The following is a 19,431-nucleotide window of genomic DNA, read 5'->3' as shown; positions in this document are numbered from 1 at the left end:
AAGCTATCTGGGATTGAGCATTGACAGTAAAAAACGAAACCCGATACACTTATACAGGAAAGGGGTTTATTATATGAATAAATCAATCGCTGTATATTGGCGAATGACACGACCGCATACGTTGACGGCAAGTTTTGTGCCGGTCGTCGTAGGAACGGCTATCGTGGCACCACGGATTGAATCGTTACGGATGGATCTGTTTTTTGCCATGTTGATCGCATCGATGCTGATTCAGATTGCGACGAACTTATTTAATGAATATTATGATTACAAGCGGGGACTCGATACGGAAGAATCGGTGGGGATCGGAGGATCGATTGTCCGCGACGGTTTTAAGCCGGGAACGATTTTAGCATTTGCCTTCTCGTTATACGGCATCTCGGCCCTGCTTGGTATCTATTTGTGCCTTGAAACAACATGGTGGTTGCTTTTGATTGGAATCGTTTCGATGTTCGTTGGTTACATCTACACAGGAGGACCATTACCGATCGCTTATACACCGTTCGGAGAAATCGTCGCCGGTTTTTTCATGGGGTATGTCATCATCGCGATCTCAGCTTATCTGCAAATCGGTTATGTTCCGACAGAAGCAGTCGCAATTTCGATTCCGGTATCCATTTTAATTGGATCGATTCTACTCGCGAACAATATCCGTGATCTCGACAATGACAAAGTCAATGGACGAAAGACGATTGCCTGCTTAGTCGGTCACCAAAAAGCAGTCTATGTGCTGATCGCCTTTTTTGCTGCTGCCGTCCTGTCGCTGTTGATTGCCGTACTGGCCTTTAACGTTACATTGTGGGCACTGCTTGCTCTTTTAAGCATTCCACTGATGATTAAAGCCGTGAAACTGTTCTGGCGTGACCTGCCGCCGCAGGAATTGATGCCGGGTATGGCGCAGACGGGGAAGGTCAATACAATCTTTGGATTATTGCTTGCGATCAGTTTGACCATCGCCAATCTCTGATGGAAACAATAACGCTTTTTTGAATGGAATCCCGAACGATCGACAGACAAAACTGTCATCGTCGGGATTTTTTTGTTGGGATCATGAAGGGTCTGATTGGTTGTAACAGTTTTGAAATTTTACTATAATGGAAGCAATGTGCCTAGAACGCGTATAAATCCTTCGGGTTCATGAAATTTTTTTAGAGGTGGAACAGGAATGAATAAAATTGCGGTAATCGGAAAAGTATTCGTCGACATAAAAGGAACTTCGTTTGCACCCTTGCATAAGGATGCGAAAAACGTCGGGGATATCACCTTCTCGAATGGTGGTACAGGACGGAATGTAGCACAAAATCTCGCTGTTCTCGGAAATGATGTTCGTTTTATCTCGACGGTTACGAACGATCAAATCGGTGTCGGGGTACTCGAAGAGTTAAAATCTTACGGGGCCAACGTCGATCATGTAGAGATGCTCGAAGATCATGGAATGGGGATGTGGCTTGCAGTCATGGACAATGAAGGAGATTTACAGACGTCGATTTCTAAACAACCGGACGCTAAACTCCTGGAAGAAGCCATTCTTCGTCAATCCGTCTATGCGCTTGACGGAGTGGATGCAGTTGCGATCGATTTGGATTTATCGGTGACAGTTCTCGAACGGTTGATTCATATCTGTCGCAAAATGGAGTTACCGCTTTACGGCGTCTGTGGACATTTGAGTGTGATTGAGCGTAATCGCCACCTCTTACAAGGATTTACGGGCTTCATCTGTAGCCGTGAAGAAGCTGAGATTTTATCGGACCTATCGATTGTAACGGTAGAAGACGCCATTCATGTAGCGAACGAACTGGCGAAAAAAGGAGCACCCTTCACGGTTGTCACAATGAGTGAGTTAGGTGCTGTCTATGTGGACCGCCGGACAGCGACTTCTGGTCATGTTGGGACGAAAAAAGTGAAAGTAGTTGACTCAACAGGTGCTGGAGATTCATTCTTTTCTGCCGTGCTTTCCGAATTGACGGAATCCAAGCGGGCAGAAGATGCACTTAAACTTGGAATGAAGGTTGCCGCACAAGTCATTGCATCCACGGAAAATGGATTGATTCCAGAAATGCTTGAGACCATTCGTTGAGTCCTCAGATGATGAGGAGGAGTGAAAATCAATGCCGATTCAAAGAAGTGCCATTATTCTAATCAATGAAGCAGATGAAGTTGCCTTGATTCGTCGGGATAAGCCGGGTGAGACCTACTATGTGTTTCCGGGCGGCGGACGAGAAGCAGGCGCAACATTAGAAGAAACCGCCATCCGGGAAGCGCATGAAGAGCTTGGAGTGGACGTGGAACTTGAGGGAGTTGCCGCGAATGTTCGATTTAACGGATTGGACAATCCGTATTACTGGGCAAAAATGACGGGTGGTATATTTGGAACAGGGACGGGAGAAGAATTCGAGGATCTGTCGTCCGGATATACACCGCTCTGGATCAAACGTGAAGAGCTGATTCATTTACCGGTTCGTCCGACATCGCTTGTACAAAAATTGACGAAGATGACGGAACGTTTTTATGATATCGAGCTTATAGATAATTGAGGTTTTAGTTGAAATAAACAGGGAAAAAGTATAGTAAGACAATGAGGTAGTCCTGGACTGCCTCTTTTTTATGAAGGGGAGATGATGATGGCGCATACACGTGATCCTAAAGGGTTAGCCCTTAATCTAAAGCAACGCATGTCCGATCACAACATTACGGATTACGCAGGAACGTTAGCTTATTATTGGTTCTTATCGATTTTTCCAGGCATTATTTTTGTTATTTCAGTATTATCATTCTTTGATATTGATCAACAGACGCTTGAATCACAAATTCGTGATTTAGCGCCGGGTGGATCGGTCAATACGTTTACGGATGTCATTTTCCAAGCAATCAAGGAACCGCAAGGCGGTCTCTTGTCAATCGGGGCGATTTTAGCGATCTGGTCGGCTTCCAAAGGCGTCGATCGTCTGATTACGACAGCCAATCATGCCTATGGTGATTTTTCACCCCGTAGATTCGTCGCAGCACGTGGAATCGCATTGATTCTGACCGTTGTGCTCGGAATCGGAATGCTCTTGTTGATTGTCTTGAACGTATTAGGTGGGCCGATCATCAGTTACTTAGCCAACTTTGTCCTACCGATTGATATGGGGCAAAAAATCCTGTTGACGGTCTTGCGATATGCCATTTCGACTATTTTGCTGATTTTGATTTTGTCGATCTTCTACCGTGTCGCTCCGAAACGTCCGATTTCCTTTAAAGAAGCGATTCCCGGGGCGGTTTTCGGTGTCATCGTATGGCAGTTGTTATCGGTTGGGTTCGGATTTTATGTATCGAATTTCTCAAATTACAATCAAACGTACGGTTCGCTCGGAAGTGTCGTCATCGTGTTGTTATGGTTGTATTTTACAGGGTTGATCATTTTACTCGGCTCTGAACTGAATGCGTCGTGGGAACGTTTCATGAAAAAAGCAGATCCGAAAAAGATGGAAGAAAAACGATTAAAAGAGCAAGCGGATCTGGACTCGATTCCAACCAATACATTTGGTTGATTTCAAGCTCCATCTATTCTTTGAACGTCACACCAAAAAAGCATCTACTGTCGGTAATCGACGGTAGATGCTTTTTGATTGGATTACGCTGCTGCTTGTTTTGAAAAAGTTGCAGGAGTTGCCGGGAGAGGCATATCTTTTTGAAGGAGGCGTAATCCGTTCAAAATGACAAGAATGGTCGAACCTTCATGACCGACAACTGCGAACGGCATGATGAGGAACTGTGACAAATTCGAAATGATTAGCAGAAGAATGACACCGATTGCGAGTGTGATGTTTTGTTTGACGACACGATTCATCTTACGCGCTTTGTTGACGGCATAAGCCAGGCGTCCTAAATCATTTTTCATCAAGACGACATCGGCTGTTTCAAGAGCAGCATCTGTTCCTTCACCCATTGCGATACCGACATGTGCAAGTGCAAGAGCGGGAGCATCATTAATTCCGTCCCCGACCATAGCGACTGTTTTTCCTTCAGTCTGGTACTGCTTGATATAACGTACTTTGTCTTCAGGAAGACATTCGGCAACGTAATCTGTCAGGCCCGCTTCCTTCGAAATCGCAGCAGCAGTCACAGGGTTGTCTCCTGTCAACATGATTGTCGTGATCCCAAGTGCATTTAACGACGCGATCGCTGTCTTGGCTTCAGGACGAATCGTATCCCGTAGTGCGTACAGCGCGATGATCGATTGACCGTTACTGACATAGACGATGGTATTTCCTTGTTCTTTTAACGTTTGCTCCATCGATAGGAAAGGATCGGTCAATCCTTCGTGGAACGCATATTTTCCGATCCGGTACGTCTGACCGGAAACCGTGGCTTCGATTCCGTAGCCGGTCACGTCTTTGAAAGCGGATGGTTCAATGATATCCGTTTTTAAGTGTGTAACAATCGCTTGTGCCAGTGGATGATTCGATTGTGCTTCAATGGATGCGACCGCTTGTTTGACGGCGAAGACATCCATTCCGTCAGCATAATGGCTTTCCGTGACGATAGGTTTCCCGGTCGTTAATGTCCCGGTTTTATCAAAGACGATCGTATCGACTTGTCCAAGTGTCTCGATATGTGCTCCACCTTTAAATAAGACACCGTTTCGAGCAGAAGCGGCGATTGCTGCTAGGGCAGCCGGTGTGATTGAAGCGACCAAAGCACAAGGAGAAGCGACGACGAGTAAAATCATGGCCCGATAGATACTTGTTTCAAATGTCCAGCCAATTAAGTAATGGGGGACGACCATCATCAAGGCGACGACGAGTAAGACGATTTTAACGTAACGGCTTTCGAACCGTTCGATGAATTGTGCGGATGGTGATTGTTCGCTTTGAGCGTTTTGAACCATGTGAATGATTTTTTGGAACAGGGACTCGTCCGCGGCTTTTGTCATCTCGATTGTCAGCACACCATTCATATTGACGGTTGAATTGTATACGGTATCGCCGACCTGTTTTTCGACAGGAATCGATTCGCCTGTAATCGAGGCCTCTTCAATCGCAGCTTGACCGCGGATGATGGTTCCGTCGACAGGAATCCGCTCACCGGGACGGACGTAGACGAGTTCTCCGACGATCAATTGGTCAAGACCCACGACTTCCAGTTTACCGTCTGAGTTCAACCGAGTAGCTTCTTCCGGCTGTAAGGACATTAAACTTTGTAATGCCCGTTCGTTTTTATTCATCGTGTAGGTTTCGAGGGCACCGGATAACGCAAAGATGAAAATCAAGATGGCACCTTCCATCCAGTAGCCGATAGCCGCTGCACCGATGGCAGCTAAAATCATCAATAATTCTACATTCAAGGTTTTGTCATGATACGTTTCCGTTAACCCTTCTTTTGCTTTTGCATACCCTCCGATTAAATAAGCGGAGAGATAAAGCGTGACATAACCTGTGGCTGGGATGTTGATCTTTTCAAGTGTGTAGGCAATTAAAATCAATATTCCGCTAAAGAGTGCTAAAATCAATTCGTGATGTTCCTCCCAAGCATGACGGAGAGCGGAACGCTGATGGACATCAGTAGTAGTAGAGGTAGTCATATGGAAAAGCTCCTTTCAAGTCTAAATGAGAAAAGAAATCATTATGTTAAAACAATGAGAATGTTAATTACCAACGTTTTCTCATGAATGATAATGAGTTTCATTGTCGCTAGATTATAATAATTATTATCTGTAAAGCTACTATACCATGTCTATGTCAAAAGGAACAGGAAAGGAATTAGCAAAAATGAAAAAAATCTTGACTGATCGATTTGGTATGGTTGTACTCGCTTTAGTGACGACCTTCCTTTGGGGAAGTGCGTTTCCCTTCATCAAAAAAAGTTATGAGCTGCTTGCCATCACTTCAACGGAATACGGGGAACAACTGTTGTTTGCCAGTTACCGCTTTTTTATCGCCGGCGTCTTATTGCTGATTGTCAGCGTCCTGATTTTTAAGCAACCGATTACATTAAAAAAGCGGACACTCGCGTACAGCCGGCTCGGCTTCTTTTTGACGTTTCTTCAATATGTGTTCTTTTATATCGGACTTTCCTTATCGACCGGGGTTCAGGGATCGATCATTGCCGGATCGACTTCATTTTTTCAAATGTTGCTCGCCCATTTCCGGTATGAAGATGACCGGTTAAATCGATTCAAAGGACTGGCCTTGTTTTTAGGATTTACAGGTGTGATTTTAGCCAACTGGCCGCAAGGGTCAGCCGGTGTATCGTTTGGGAGTGGTGAAGTCTTACTGATTCTCGCCATGATTTCCGGCGCATTCGGAAATTTGATCGCTAAGGAATATTCGGCCAGTTATCCGGTCGCACCGATGACAGGTTGGGCCATGGTCATTGGATCAATCGGCTTATTCATCGTCGGAGCGGTCTTGAATGGAGACTGGTTCCCGTTTAGCTTCACGAGTACGACGGTCTGGATGCTGATTTATTTAGCATTCTTGTCAGCGACAGGGTTCACCTTGTGGAATCTCTTAATGAAATACAATCCGGTCAGCCGTGTGTCATTGTTCATGTTTTTTGTACCGATTTACGGTGTGACGTTATCTGCGCTCATTCTCGGGGAATCCATTCCGCCGCAAGCCTTTATCGGTCTGCTGTTTGTCGTTGCAGGAATTCTTGTATCAACGTATCTTCCGATTTGGTTTCAAAAGCGGAGTTGACGAAGGTTCTGAATCGTGCAAAAATGGTCTCAATCAATCTGTTATTTTTAATCGTTCGTTGCTAAGCCGACTCGTTCGGCTTTTTCTGTACGGTCATAAAACCACCGATTCGGCCTTGCTGCAAAGGCTAGTGCAACTAAAAAACGAGAGGAGATGAGAGAAGTGGAACGGAATGAGATCGTTCGAAAGATCATTGCCAACCGTCGTCCGCGGGATGAGTTTGCCCGCTTTGTCGTCACTTGTGTCAGTCAACAATTAAAGGAGACGCACGGAGATGTCGGTGTGGAAATCGTTGAGGCGGAAAGAGGGTACGACTCCGTTTGGTCAATCAACGGTCGAGAGGTCGTCGTCTTGCTGGAAACGGAAGAATTGAAACGCGCAAAAGAACAACCGTATGCAATCGACGATAAGCTCTGGCACAGTTTTCGGCAAGAAGGAATCGTAAAATAAAAAGACGGTCGTTCCGCATGGGACGACCGTCTTTGCTTGTTTACAGCAACCGGGATACAGGTTTTGAGCGAAAAAGAAGGTAAGCGAGTGTCGCGAGAACGAGGACGAACAAAATAAAGTAGAATCCCGGCGGTAACATGACGAACAAACTACCAGAAATCGGGCCGAGAATCGAACCGAGACTAAATGAAATCCCGGCAAGCAGGTTCCCGGTCGGCAGCAGATGATTTGGCAGCTGTTCGGTCATATAAGCGACGCCTAAAGAATACGTCGAACCTAGAGCCATGCCGCTGATTGCAAAAATCAGGAACAATGCACCGTAGCTTTGGAATAAAAAACAGGCTGTCAAAAATGCGAAAGATCCGATGCTGAGGACAGTGATCAGCGTCCGCCGTTTTCCGAAATGATCGGCGAGACGTCCAAGTGGTAATTGCATCAATAAGGAACTGACGACAAAAGTTGTGATCAACGTACTCGTCTGGGATAGCTCATAGCCGTTTCGTGTTGCAAATACAGGAAAGCTGGCGTTCAATGTCGCTTCTAAAAAGCCGTATGTGAAGCCGGGCAACAATGTAAACCAAGCACTCGTCAAGACAAGACGATAACGGGAAGCCGCAGACTGAAGCTCTTCCGGCATGACATCAGACGGCTTCTCGTTCGGTACTCGTCTTAAGGCAATCAGGACGAGGACAGTCAGTGTTCCGGTCAAGACGAACGGCAGCCAACTGATCCAGTCGACGAGTGGTGCGGCAAGTGGTCCAAGGGCAAAACCGAGTCCAAATGCCATGCCGTACAGAGACATCGTCCGGCCAAGCTTATGGTTCGGTGTAATGGAGGTAATCCAAACTTGAGAACCGTAATGGAGAGTCTGATCCCCGAAGCCGACGACGAATCGCAGTACCATCCAAGCGAGAACGCTTGGGATGAGCGGGAAAGCAAAGACGGCAACAGCCACTAAAGCAAGACCGAACGAGATGACAGGAACATACCCATGGCGCCGCAACGGTTTTTCCATCAAGGGTGCTGCGACGATGACACCAATATATAGTACAGCAGCACTCAGTCCATTTATGTAAGCGGGTGTTCCTTGACGTTCGAGCAAAATGGAAAGCAGCGGGATGAGTAATCCTTGGGTGAAACCTGAAATAAATACAATCGAAAGAATCAAAGCAAAGCGACGCGACAAATCAAACAACTGCCTTTCCTTTTTTATATAAGCATAACATGTCCCGGATGTACGTCTGTACATCCGGGACATGTTATGCTTATTGTTCTTTTTGTTCAGTTGGTTCGAACCGTGTTGGACGTGGCATATGCAAAAGATGTTCGTCCCAATCCGTTTGGTCGAACACTTCATCGTGTTCGATACTGTGAGACGCTCGAATGCCAATCATCATGATTCCAAGTACCATACTGAACATTCCGATAATCGCGACAATCCCGACGAGCCATTCCATTTTTGAAACCCCCTTCGAACAAGGAAAGTGTGTCAACTTTGTGACAGACTTTTCCCGTTTTGAAAGAGACTCAAACCTGGTCAGAGGCGGCTGGATTGCTGTAGGAAATCGACTTCCGGATAATAGGCATTTTTGACGAGTGCATTTGGACCGAGACATTGAACGGCGGGACAGTGACAGGACAAACTTTGATTGAGCTCAGTTTTTTGCCACATCGCATACGCATCGTTGAAGGAAGTGTCCTGAATCGTCCCGAGTGAGGCAAGTTCATCCCCGAAATCCGTCACGATGATTTCACCGTCAAAGATATTGACGTTCAGGCGTGATCGGCCGTCAGGGTCATTACGGACGGAAACATTTGGTTCCTGACGTAAACGACGGTGGAGCTCTAAATCTTCTTCTTTCATCGAGCAGGCATAAAATGGCAGGGTACCGAATAACATCCAGACATTTGGATCCCGGACATCAAGAAGACGATGGATGCCGTCACGGATTTCATCCAGACTGGCGGCTTCAATCATCGAGGCGAAATCTGCCGGGTACATTGGATGAACTTCATGGCGGACACATCCCATCTCAACGATTTCCTGGTGGATGGCTTCTAGATGTGGCAGTGTTCGCTTGTTAATCATCGTTTCTGCTGAAACGAGGACGCCACGTGCGTTCAGAATCCGGGCGTTTTCCTTCATCTGTTCAAACAGCTTCGTCCGTGCTTCACGAGAGGGTTTCCGTTCCATCATGGCGAAGCCGCCATCAATAAAGTCGTCCGCAGTTCCCCAGTTATGTGAAATATGTAAGACGTCAAGATACGGGATGATCAGCTCGTACCGCGAAAGGGGAAGTGTTAAATTTGAATTGATTTGGGTTTTAGCTCCCCGTTCGTGGGCATACTTAAGTAAGGGCACGACGTATTCCCGGACCGATTTCATCGACAGCATCGGTTCTCCGCCTGTAATCGAGAAGGCACGCAGATGTTCAATCTCGTCCAGTCGTTTGATGAGCAGTTCGACCGGGATGGTAGGTGTTTCACTGTTCGACAACATATAGCCGACGGCACAATGTTCACAGCGCATGTTACAAAGGGTCGTCGTCGTGACTTCGATGTTCGTCAGTCGGGCTTGTCCGTACTGTTCGATATCACGGTACGCTTCCCACGGATCATTTTTGATGGTGATGGGTGATTTTAATGACATGATACATTTTCCTCCTTTTTAAAGCTTCACTACGTATCGTATGCTAAATGTATACAGGAATAAAGAACAAGAAAGGAAGTCAGAATAATGGGAAAAGCAAGAACTGATAAACTTGGGCAGATGAATGTGCTAAAATCAAGAATGCAGCTTTTATGCCATACGATCGATTCATTGGATGAAACATCAGATATTGAGGATTTGGAACGTTTAGCCGTCTCCTTGGATCAGTTGAAAGCCAAGGTGCTTCGTTATGCAAAAGATATGAAGGAACATGAGGAATCAGAGAGCGGTTCGAAATGACCGCTTTTTGATTTGGATCATGGAAAGGATGAATCAGATGACAACTAAAATTAAACTACAGGTAGGCGAAATTCGTTCCGTAACCTGCTTACGCATGGGAATCAACGGAGAAGGAATCGCGACACTCGAACGACAAATCGTCTTCATTCCAGGTCTGCTTGTCGGGGAAACGGCTCAAATCGAGATTACAGAAATCCATAATAACTTTGCGAATGCAAAAATCTTGAAACGTGATGTCCGTTCACCGGACCGTGTGACACCGTTATGCCCGATCTACAGCCAGTGCGGCGGATGTCAGCTCCAACATATGAGCTACGAAGGGCAACTCCGTTATAAAGAAGACATGGTCCGAAATGCCTTTACGAAATCGACGAAGCTGAATGTCGAGAAATCGGATATTCGTCCGACAATCGGGACGACGGAATGGGAATACCGGAATAAATCACAGTTTGCGGTCGGAAAAGAAGGAACACAAATCGTCAGTGGATTGTACTCAGCGAACTCGAACCGTCTCGTTGCAATCGACGAGTGTATCGTTCAAAACAAAGAGACGTTACGCGTCAACAAAGCCGTGACGAAAATTTTGAATGACTACAACGTTCCGGTCTACAATTCGGCCAAACAAGACGGTGTCATCCGGAACATCGTCGTTCGGACAGGCATCAAGACAGGTGAAATTCAAGTCGTGTTAGTCGCGTTCAAAGACGGCTTTAAGGATCTTGAAGGTTTGTCACGCGATATCTATGATATTCCGGGTGTGATTTCAGTCGCCTTGAACATTAATGATAAATTGACGTCACGTGTCTTCGGTGAACAAACGGAAATTTTGCGCGGTGTGGAACGAATCGAGGAACAGATGGGTGAGTTCACGTATCAATTGTCACCGCGTGCCTTCTTCCAGTTGAATCCGGAACAAGCCGAACGGATGTACGGTGAAATCGTTAAAGCAGCAGCCTTGACGGGCGAAGAACGTGTTGTTGATGCTTATGCAGGTGTCGGCTCGATTGGTCTTTGGATTGCAAAAGGTGCAAAAGAAGTCCGTGGAATGGAAATCGTCGAGGAAGCGGTCGAAGATGCGACGGCACACATGAAACAATACGGATTTAACCACGCACAGTACGTGGTCGGGAAAGCAGAAACTTGGATTCCGCGCTGGGTGAAAGAAGGATGGATTCCAGACGTCTTCATCGTCGATCCGCCTCGTTCAGGATGTGATACGCAACTGTTGAACGCAATGATTTCGTCAAAAGCGAAAAAAATCATTTATGTTTCCTGTAATCCACAAACGTTGGCACGTGACTGCGATCATTTGATGAAAGCCGGCTACAAAGTCAGCTACATCCAGCCGTACGACATGTTCCCGCAAACGGCGCATGTCGAAGCCATCGTTGTACTAGAGAAAAAGAAAAAGAAAAAGTTTTAAACAGATCGAACGGATATATGAAGTGATTTCTATATGAAAAAAAGGAAAACGGCGACTGAAGCCGTTTTCCTTTTTGTTCCGTCTCACGACTTTTTAAGTTTGTTGTAACCAATTTTCATCCTGTTCTTGAAAACACCGTTTGAGATCAGCGACCCGTTCTGCCGGTAAAGGTCCTTTTTCCAACAAGCGGATATTTTGGACCAGATGCTCCGGATTGGCTGTTCCGATGATGGCACTTGTGACACCGGGTTCAAAAACGGTAAACCGGAGTGCGGTTTCAAGCCAAGAAGCTTCTTCAAGCGGGAAATCGAGTTGCTGTGCCCGTTCCCAGTAAGGTTCGACATATTGCCCGGCCGGCCGGGACTCAAACCGCCATGGTGCATTGGCAATCGGACGTTTGGCGATGATACCTTTTTGTTGATGATGAATCAGCGGGATTGAATCATTCAATGCCCGTTGATCATACAGATTAACGGACGTTTGAAAACTGTCGAATCGTCCCGTCGTGATGGCATAGTCGAGATCTTCCCGGTCGCCTGAATAAGCAATCAGTCGGACTTTTCCGGCCTGTTTCGCCCGCTCGAGCGCCTCGATGACGTCATCTTGAGCCAGTATCTCTTTACTGCAGGAATGCAAATGGACGATATCGATAAAGTCTGTTTTCATCGTCAAAAGGGCTTGATCAATCCCGCCGGCAACAGCTTGGAATGTCCAGTCTTGCGTACGCGGGACATCATACCCGACCTTCGTCGACAGGACGACATCATGGCGGTGCTGCTTCAAAAAGTCACCGAGCCGTTGTTCGGATAAACCGTAACCGCGGGCGGTATCAAATAGACGGATGCCTGCATCCAACGCTTGATGGAGGATATAGCTTGCTTGCTGATCGGATAAATCATCGGAACCGATATGACCGGCACCAAATCCGAGAGGGGAGACTTGGATGTCAGTGTTGCCAAATGAACGTAATTCCATGCTTGTTCCTCCTTTGTTTACTTCTCTACACTATACGAAGAAAACGGTTGCATCAATCGATATCCCTCGATGGATGCAACCGTTTTTTATAAAGATAAATCAGATAAAACACCAAAAACAGTCCAACAATCAGCCACGGGATCATCGAATCCCGTTCGATCAATTCATTGACGGCGAAAGCTTCGAGGACCAATGCGGGAACTTTTCCAATCGTACTGGCAGTTAAAAAGACAAGTGCCGAGACACCGCTTGTCGCACTTAAAAATGTGACGAGTCCGGATGGCGCAAACGGCAACAGCCGTAAAAAAAGAATTGTCCAAAAGGCATCCCAACCGGTTTGCTTCGTTAACCTGGCGAGCCACTTCAAGACGAACGGGGACTGAATCAGCGGTTCAACACGCCGGAAACCATGACGATAGACATAAAAGGCCACACCGGCACCTAAAGCTTCGCCAAGAAAAGATAAAAGCAGTCCATCCCAAAAACCGAAATAAAGTAAATTCGCTGCCGTGACGAAGGCACTTGGCACAACGCCGAACAGACTGATGACGATACTGACTAAAAGACTGATTGGTACAGCAAACATATCCGCTTGCTGCAACCAACCAAGGAGTGTTGCTTCGATAATAAAACGTCCTTTCAAGCGTAGAGCAATCAATGCTATTCCATTAACCAATCAAAAACCGTGACATTAAGAGAACCCGTCGTCCTCGTCCGGTAACAACGGTAACGTGATCAGGACGGTTGTTCCCTGACCGAGAGCGGATTCGAATGAAATGGTTCCGTCGTGCCGGTCAATGATGTGTTTCGTGATGGCAAGTCCAAGACCTGTTCCGCCATCTTTTCGTGTTCGTGATTTATCGACCCGGTAAAATCGCTTCGTCAAGCGCTCCAAGTGTTCCGGCGGAATGCCTTCTCCTTCGTCCCGGATTGTACAGACGGTATGATCACCTTCTGTTTTCGTCGACAGATAGATATGTCTTGAAGCAGGGGTGTAGCGTAAAGCATTGTCCAACAGGTTTCCGATGACTTGTTCCAAACGGTCATTGTCACCGAGAACGATTTGACTTGGATCAAAATCGGTGACGATGGACACGCCTTTTGCTTTCGCAATCGGTTCCATCCGGTAAACGACATCTTCCAGGACTTGGCTGAAAACAAGCGGTTGCTTCGTCATCGGATACGAGTCTCGTTCCAGTTGGGCGAGATCAAGCAAGTCATTGACGAGGCGTTGCAACCGTTCCGTTTCCCGCTCGATGATCTGATAATATTGATCCCGCGTTTTTTCATCCAATGCTTTGTCTTGCATCATTTCCGTATAACCGCGGATATAGGAGAGTGGTGTCCGTAATTCATGACTGACGTTCGCTAAAAATTCCTTCCGCTGTTCATCCACTTCACCGAGAGATTCGGCCATCTTATTTAAGGTTTCTGCCAGTTCCCCGATTTCGTCATCCGATTGGATCGGAATCCGGTAAGCAAAGTCCCCTTGAGCATAGACGGTGGAAGCCCGTTTCATATCAATCAGTGGACGAATGATCGTATCGATGATTTGACGGCCGAAAATCACAAGATTCAGCACAATCAATCCAATCATAAAGAAGATCATCAGACGAAGCGGGCGGAACGGTTCACTGATTTGACCGAGTTCCAGATACAGAATCAGTGTCCCGACAAGTCGGTTGTTCTCAATGATCGGGAAACCGGTCATTAAGATATCTGTTCCTTCGATCGGATGGGTCCGGCTTGAAACGATGGTTTCACCATTGCGCAACTGTTCGATATCCGCATTCGTCAGGAACCGGAGACCGGCCGGATTTTTCTTCAGAAAATCGATGAAAAACACCTTGGATTCGGTCAGTTCATTCGTATAGGTCATCCCATCGTAAAAGGCACCGGACAATCCCTCTGATTCATAAATGTTAATCAGTTTTTCACCCCGGTTGAGCAACAGGTCTTCCTGCGTTTGAAGGTAAAACCGGTCATACAGATAAAAGGTTAATAAGACGAATAAGACGGCAGAAAAAACGCTTGTGAACCAAATCGTAATCCAAATCCGGCGACGAATGGTATACCGCTTAATCATACTTCCTCGAATTTATATCCGATGCCCCAGACCGTCTGAATCGAGCCGCCGGCTTCACCGAGTTTCAGGCGAAGTGTTTTGATGTGAGTATCGACCGTCCGCAAGTTTCCGATGTAGTCTGCTCCCCAAATCTGATCAAGCAATTGTTCACGGGAAAAGACTTTGTCGTTGTTTTGGACGAACAAATGAAGTAAATCGAATTCCTTGCGTGTTAAACTGATTGGTTTTCCGCTGACATGGACACTGCGGCTTTCTGTATCGAGTTCCAGTTTACCAATCGTCAATGTCGCCGACTGATCGACCGTAAAGCGATGCGACCGACGGAGTGTCGCTTCGATACGGGCCAACAGTTCACGGGGACTGAACGGTTTCGTGATATAGTCATCAGCACCGATTTTCAGACCATGAATCCGGTCGAGTTCGTCAGAACGAGCCGTCAACATGATGATCGGGACATTCGAGAATTCACGAATGCGCATGCAGGCCGTTAAACCATCCATTTCCGGCATCATGACATCCAGCAAGACAAGATGAAACGTATCGCGTTGCATTTGATCAAGCGCTTCTTGACCGTTTGAAGCGGTTGTCGTCTGATAGTTTTCTTTTTGAAGATTCGAGACAAGCAGATCACGCATTTGTGCTTCGTCATCTACGACAAGTATTTTAAAGGATTGTTCTGGCATCAGTAATCACTCCATTTCATATAGGAAGAGGTGACGGCTTCTCCCGACAGGTGAATTTTCCTTATTATCATACCATTTGAAGCTTTCGATCCGCATCAAATGTACGAACAAAAAAGCACAAGAGGCAGGTGCCTCTCATGCTTCGAGTTGTTGTTCGTAGACCGTTTCGAATTCGCGGCCATGGATATACATTTGAAAACTTGATTTCGAGACTTCGTACAACGTGAATTGAGTTTCCCCGGTGTTCAGCTGTTCAAGTAACGCTGGTCGTAATTCATCGGCACAAAAAGCATAAGGCAGTTTTTCCGCTGCTTTTTGTGAACGGATGTTAGTCTTCCGGATTTTCATGAAAACACTTTCGAATTCGAGATCAAAAAATAGTTCTGCAAAGAATGCTTCTTTTGCAAGATTGTTATAACCTTTCCCATGATACGGTTTACCTAACCATGTACCGAGAAACCCATACTGTCCTTCGATATCGAGTAAACTGATTGTACCGATTGGTTGGTCAAATTCGTCTAGGATTGTGCGTGAGACAAGCTCACCGCGTTCTTCCTCTTCGATTGCCTGCTTTGTAGTAAACAGAAATTCATCAAAGTACCGTGTTTTTTGGCGGACGTACGGATATACGTCTTGATGCTGCATCAGTTCGAACAAATCAGCGCAGTCGCTCAGCTCCCGTTGCTTGAGCATACTTCCATTCCTCCTTCTTAAGACCGCTAGAATGATTGTCGAAAGCTACCTGTCTGACTCGTTTGAACCGCGCATGGTATGCCTTCTTCAGTTGTCGGATAAGATAATATTACCTTCTTTTTTTAAAAAAGCAAGCAAATAATTTTTGTGAAAAAACATACGAAAATAAGACATTTCTTGCAAACGAAAAAGCCTCACTTTCATAACAAAAAAAGCCTATGATTTTCAACGGATTTCCGTTAAAATCGTAGGCTTTTTTCTTAAGACATCGATGTCAGATGGGTATGTTCAAAAATAACTTTTCCGTCAATCATGGTCATCAAAGGCTTCGCCAGATAATCGAGCGGGAAGTGACTCCAAAGAACAAGATCGGCATCTTTTCCAACTTCAATGGAACCGACACGATCCGCAACGCCAATCGAACGGGCCGGATTAATCGTGATGGCACGAAGCGCGATATCAACCGGCAGTCCTTCACGGGCGGCAAGACCGGCACATAAATTTAAATATTGAACCGGTGTGTACGGATGATCCGTCGTGATTGATACTTCAAGACCATGTTCATGCAGAACACGATACGTTTCCCATGTTTTGTTTTTGAGTTCGATTTTTGACTTTCGTGTAAAGGTCGGACCAACCGTGACATGTTCAATCGGTAATTGTTGCAGTTCTTTGGCAACGAGATGACCTTCTGTACAATGTTCGATTCGGACATCGAGCTCAAACTCTTCTGCAAAACGAATCGCTGATAAAATATCATCGGCTCGATGGGCGTGGACACGGAGCGGCATTTCTTTTTTGAGGACCCGTTCAATCATCCGGTGCGCAAATGTATCTGCGGTCCGTTGCATCTTCACTTCAAGAAACGCTTCCCGCAACATACCCATGATTCCCATGCGCGTCAATTCACCGGCACGACCGGCACTATGGACACGTTTTGGATTTTCACCGAGCGCAATTTTTAATCCGGCATACTTCCGTAAAATCATATCATCGATGAAGCGGCCATGTGTCTTGATGACACTTGTGACACCACCGATGATATTCATGCTGCCCGGCATGACTTGTACCGTCGTGACACCATGTTCGATCGCTTCTTTGAATCCTTCGTCGAGTGGATACACGCCGTCGATTGCCCGCAAGTGGGGCGTCATCGCGAAAATGGTTTCATTGGCATCGTTTCCGACTGTACCGGTTCCTTCATCGTACAAACCGAGATGGGTGTGGGCATCGATGAAACCGGGAAGCAGGAAGCGGCCTTCTGCTTCGATGACACGTTCGTTCTCTTTGGCATCCAACAATTCATTGATTTCATGAATCTTTCCATCTTTGATTCGGATATCGCCATAAAAATTATCTGACGTAATCGGAAAAATATGTGCATTACGTATTAAAACATCCAACATTGTTCAACCCCTGTATTAGTTTGTGTGCTCGAGATTCTGAAGTGCATCCTTTAATTCAGCATACCGAAACTTGTAGCCGTTTTCGAGAGCTTTTTTTGGAATGACACGAGCACCCTCGAGTACGATAACACTTTTTTCTCCTAGAGCGAGCTCGAGGGCAAAGCGTGGAGCCGGTAACCAGTGCGGACGGTGCAACACTTTTCCAATCGTTTGACCAAACCGGCGCATCGTTTCCGGATGAGGGGCTGTAATGTTGAGCGGACCGTTGACAGACGGTGTCGTCAGTGCGAACAGGAACAGTTCGACAAGATCGTCGATATGGACCCAGGAAACCCATTGTTTCCCGTCGCCCATCGTGCCGCCGCCGAATAATGTATACGGCAGGCGCATCAATGGATAAGCACCGCCTTCTGTACTGAGGACGACACCAATTCGCGGATGAACGAGACGCACACCGCTGTCGGCAATCGGTTGAGCGAGATTTTCCCATGCGACGCAGACATGGCTGAGGAAGTCGGCAGTCGGGGGGATAGTCGTTTCTTCCGTAAACGTCTGATGGCGGTCCTGACCGTAAATTCCGACGGCAGAAGCCGATAGGACGACATCCGGTTTTGAATCGAGGGCCTGAATAATCCGGACGAGTTCTTTCGTCGAGTCAATCCGGCTCTCCAGGATGACGCGTTTACGTTCTTCTGTCCAGCGCCCTTCATTGATGGAAGCACCTGCTAAATGGATGAAGGCATTTACATCGTTTAAGTGATGTTCGGGTGTTGCTGTATCCGTCAGCCATTCAACGTAAGAGACAGCACCTTCTGTTGCCTTCGGTGAACGGGTTAAAATGACAATCTGGTGGCCTTCGTTAAGTAATCGTTTTGTTAATGCCTGTCCAATCATTCCGGTTCCGCCTGTAATCGCTATTTTCATAACTAGAGTCATCCTTTCGTTCAATCTATATGAATACTTGTACATATGTTCCCGTTTGTCCATTTCACTCAAACCTCATTCAACATGTTATCGTTGCAGGAGAAGATGAAAAAGGAGGAACCGACTTGAAAATCACACGGATTTCAACCCAAAAGAAAAATACGGAACGCTTTAATATCTACATCGAGCGTGAAGGGAAGGAAGAATATGCGTTTGCCGTTGATGCCGATATCCTAATCAAATACAATCTGCAACGGGATAAAGAGCTGGACGATGATTTCGTCAAGGAAGTGCTGACGGCGGAAGAACAACAAAAAGCGTACCGCTTATCACTCAATCATCTGTCATATCGGATGCGGGCGACGAGCGAAGTGGAATCGTATTTGATCGAAAAAGAGACGCCGGAACATGCCGTCAAGCATGCCATCAAACGATTGACCGACCAAAAATATTTGAACGATCAACAATTTGCGGAAGCGTATACCGCGACAAAAAAAGCGACGACACCGCAAGGACCGGGTAAAATCCGCCGGGACTTAGAAATGCTGAAGATTCAAAAGACGTATATTGATCAGGCATTGACAGCATTCACGGAAGAAGAAGAGCTGGAAAAGGTGTTGAAGTTTCTTCGGCAAAAACAAAAAGAACTGGCCCGCCGATCGGTTCGGGAACTAAAGCAGAAATTGCAACAAACCCTGATGCAACGCGGATTTTCATCGGAGGTCTCGAAGCTCGGGATTCAACAAGTGTTCGAAGAGGTGGAAGCGGACACAGAAGAATCTGCCGCTTTGTACCAGGCACGAAAATATTATCCGAAGTATCGGAACCTGGAACCGTTCGCCCGGGTTCAAAAAACACAACAAGCATTGGTTCGAAAAGGATTTCCGTATGCACTCGTTTCGGAAGTGATCGAACAGGTTAAGCAGGAAGAAGCGGACGGAATATAAGTTTTCACTTCATTTTAAAAGATTAGACACAAAATTGACAATTGTTCGATAATTATGCTATTCTACGCTCAGATTAAGAAAAGGAGGAACCGTCAAATGAAACAGCCAATTGTAAACGCACTTATTAAACAGCTGAATATGGCGGAGACTCTCGAACTCGTATAAACACTACTTTCAGTGTGCGATTGACAGGGAATCCGTTCCCCGAGCACGC

At 46.2% G+C, this 19,431-nt stretch carries 20 protein-coding genes; 9 read left to right on the top strand and 11 right to left on the bottom strand.

Annotated features, from left to right (window positions below):
• Positions 1-73 precede the first annotated feature (73 nt).
• The 4 genes from KNP93_RS11645 to KNP93_RS11630 all read left to right on the top strand — a co-directional run bounded on the left by KNP93_RS11645 (position 74) and on the right by KNP93_RS11630 (position 3,530).
• Positions 74-967 carry a 1,4-dihydroxy-2-naphthoate polyprenyltransferase gene (locus KNP93_RS11645; RefSeq protein ID WP_214855406.1) on the top strand — a complete coding sequence of 298 codons (894 nt, stop codon included), beginning with the start codon at positions 74-76 and terminating at the stop codon, positions 965-967.
• Between the two features lie 198 nt (positions 968-1,165).
• Entirely contained in the window at positions 1,166-2,077 is a 912-nt protein-coding gene (locus tag KNP93_RS11640) for a guanosine-inosine kinase (RefSeq protein WP_114596815.1), read from the top strand.
• 31 nt (positions 2,078-2,108) lie between these two features.
• A complete protein-coding gene (locus KNP93_RS11635; RefSeq protein ID WP_131504193.1) occupies positions 2,109-2,534 on the top strand; it encodes an NUDIX hydrolase in 426 nt (141 codons plus the stop codon).
• A gap of 87 nt (positions 2,535-2,621) precedes the next feature.
• Entirely contained in the window at positions 2,622-3,530 is a 909-nt protein-coding gene (locus KNP93_RS11630; RefSeq protein WP_214855403.1) for a YihY/virulence factor BrkB family protein, read from the top strand.
• A gap of 83 nt (positions 3,531-3,613) precedes the next feature.
• Here the strand turns inward: KNP93_RS11630 and KNP93_RS11625 are convergent, their stop codons facing one another.
• Positions 3,614-5,563, bottom strand: coding sequence for a heavy metal translocating P-type ATPase (locus KNP93_RS11625; protein ID WP_214855400.1), 1,950 nt, complete (start codon positions 5,561-5,563; stop codon positions 3,614-3,616).
• A gap of 187 nt (positions 5,564-5,750) precedes the next feature.
• Here KNP93_RS11625 and KNP93_RS11620 point away from each other — a divergent pair, with 187 nt between their 5' ends.
• Positions 5,751-6,680 (top strand): DMT family transporter, encoded by a 930-nt coding sequence (locus tag KNP93_RS11620; RefSeq protein WP_114596811.1) that lies wholly within the window; start codon positions 5,751-5,753, stop codon positions 6,678-6,680.
• Between the two features lie 162 nt (positions 6,681-6,842).
• Positions 6,843-7,130: a hypothetical protein gene (locus KNP93_RS11615; RefSeq protein WP_114596810.1), complete on the top strand. Its 288-nt coding sequence runs from the start codon at positions 6,843-6,845 to the stop codon at positions 7,128-7,130.
• Positions 7,131-7,170: 40 nt separating this feature from the next.
• Here the strand turns inward: KNP93_RS11615 and KNP93_RS11610 are convergent, their stop codons facing one another.
• The 3 genes from KNP93_RS11610 to yfkAB all read right to left on the bottom strand — a co-directional run bounded on the left by KNP93_RS11610 (position 7,171) and on the right by yfkAB (position 9,780).
• On the bottom strand, positions 7,171-8,379 hold the full coding sequence (locus KNP93_RS11610; protein WP_371819923.1) for an MFS transporter: 1,209 nt from the start codon (positions 8,377-8,379) through the stop codon (positions 7,171-7,173).
• A 16-nt stretch (positions 8,380-8,395) separates the two neighbouring features.
• A complete protein-coding gene (locus KNP93_RS11605; protein WP_114596808.1) occupies positions 8,396-8,587 on the bottom strand; it encodes a hypothetical protein in 192 nt (63 codons plus the stop codon).
• An 80-nt stretch (positions 8,588-8,667) separates the two neighbouring features.
• Positions 8,668-9,780, bottom strand: coding sequence for a radical SAM/CxCxxxxC motif protein YfkAB (gene yfkAB, locus KNP93_RS11600; protein ID WP_131504187.1), 1,113 nt, complete (start codon positions 9,778-9,780; stop codon positions 8,668-8,670).
• A gap of 87 nt (positions 9,781-9,867) precedes the next feature.
• Here yfkAB and KNP93_RS11595 point away from each other — a divergent pair, with 87 nt between their 5' ends.
• Both KNP93_RS11595 and rlmD read left to right on the top strand, forming a co-directional pair.
• Positions 9,868-10,080 carry an SE1561 family protein gene (locus KNP93_RS11595; RefSeq protein WP_012369544.1) on the top strand — a complete coding sequence of 71 codons (213 nt, stop codon included), beginning with the start codon at positions 9,868-9,870 and terminating at the stop codon, positions 10,078-10,080.
• 37 nt (positions 10,081-10,117) lie between these two features.
• Entirely contained in the window at positions 10,118-11,503 is a 1,386-nt protein-coding gene (rlmD, locus tag KNP93_RS11590; protein WP_131504186.1) for a 23S rRNA (uracil(1939)-C(5))-methyltransferase RlmD, read from the top strand.
• 93 nt (positions 11,504-11,596) lie between these two features.
• On the opposite strand, the gene KNP93_RS11585 is transcribed toward rlmD, so the two are convergent.
• The 7 genes from KNP93_RS11585 to KNP93_RS11555 all read right to left on the bottom strand — a co-directional run bounded on the left by KNP93_RS11585 (position 11,597) and on the right by KNP93_RS11555 (position 18,270).
• A complete protein-coding gene (locus tag KNP93_RS11585; RefSeq protein ID WP_131504185.1) occupies positions 11,597-12,478 on the bottom strand; it encodes an aldo/keto reductase in 882 nt (293 codons plus the stop codon).
• A 52-nt stretch (positions 12,479-12,530) separates the two neighbouring features.
• Positions 12,531-13,121, bottom strand: coding sequence for a TVP38/TMEM64 family protein (locus tag KNP93_RS11580; RefSeq protein WP_131504184.1), 591 nt, complete (start codon positions 13,119-13,121; stop codon positions 12,531-12,533).
• A gap of 48 nt (positions 13,122-13,169) precedes the next feature.
• Complete coding sequence (locus tag KNP93_RS11575; RefSeq protein WP_131504183.1) at positions 13,170-14,564, bottom strand: sensor histidine kinase; 1,395 nt, start codon at positions 14,562-14,564, stop codon at positions 13,170-13,172.
• Positions 14,561-15,247 (bottom strand): response regulator transcription factor, encoded by a 687-nt coding sequence (locus tag KNP93_RS11570; protein ID WP_114596803.1) that lies wholly within the window; start codon positions 15,245-15,247, stop codon positions 14,561-14,563. Before KNP93_RS11570 ends, KNP93_RS11575 begins: the two co-directional genes overlap by 4 nt.
• Before the next feature lie 135 nt (positions 15,248-15,382).
• Positions 15,383-15,940: a GNAT family N-acetyltransferase gene (locus KNP93_RS11565; protein WP_114596802.1), complete on the bottom strand. Its 558-nt coding sequence runs from the start codon at positions 15,938-15,940 to the stop codon at positions 15,383-15,385.
• 260 nt (positions 15,941-16,200) lie between these two features.
• Entirely contained in the window at positions 16,201-17,346 is a 1,146-nt protein-coding gene (locus KNP93_RS11560) for an amidohydrolase (RefSeq protein WP_188005190.1), read from the bottom strand.
• 15 nt (positions 17,347-17,361) lie between these two features.
• The gene (locus tag KNP93_RS11555; RefSeq protein ID WP_214855396.1) at positions 17,362-18,270 is read right to left on the bottom strand and encodes a TIGR01777 family oxidoreductase; all 909 of its coding nucleotides are present in this window, start codon (positions 18,268-18,270) and stop codon (positions 17,362-17,364) included.
• Positions 18,271-18,395: 125 nt separating this feature from the next.
• Here KNP93_RS11555 and KNP93_RS11550 point away from each other — a divergent pair, with 125 nt between their 5' ends.
• The gene (locus tag KNP93_RS11550; protein ID WP_131504180.1) at positions 18,396-19,217 is read left to right on the top strand and encodes a RecX family transcriptional regulator; all 822 of its coding nucleotides are present in this window, start codon (positions 18,396-18,398) and stop codon (positions 19,215-19,217) included.
• Positions 19,218-19,431 lie beyond the last annotated feature (214 nt).

It is taken from the genome of Exiguobacterium sp. s166 (assembly GCF_018618855.1).
GTDB lineage: Bacteria > Bacillota > Bacilli > Exiguobacteriales > Exiguobacteriaceae > Exiguobacterium_A.
The sequence above is the reverse complement of the archived record's forward strand: the minus strand, read 5'-3'. Positions and strand labels throughout refer to the sequence as shown.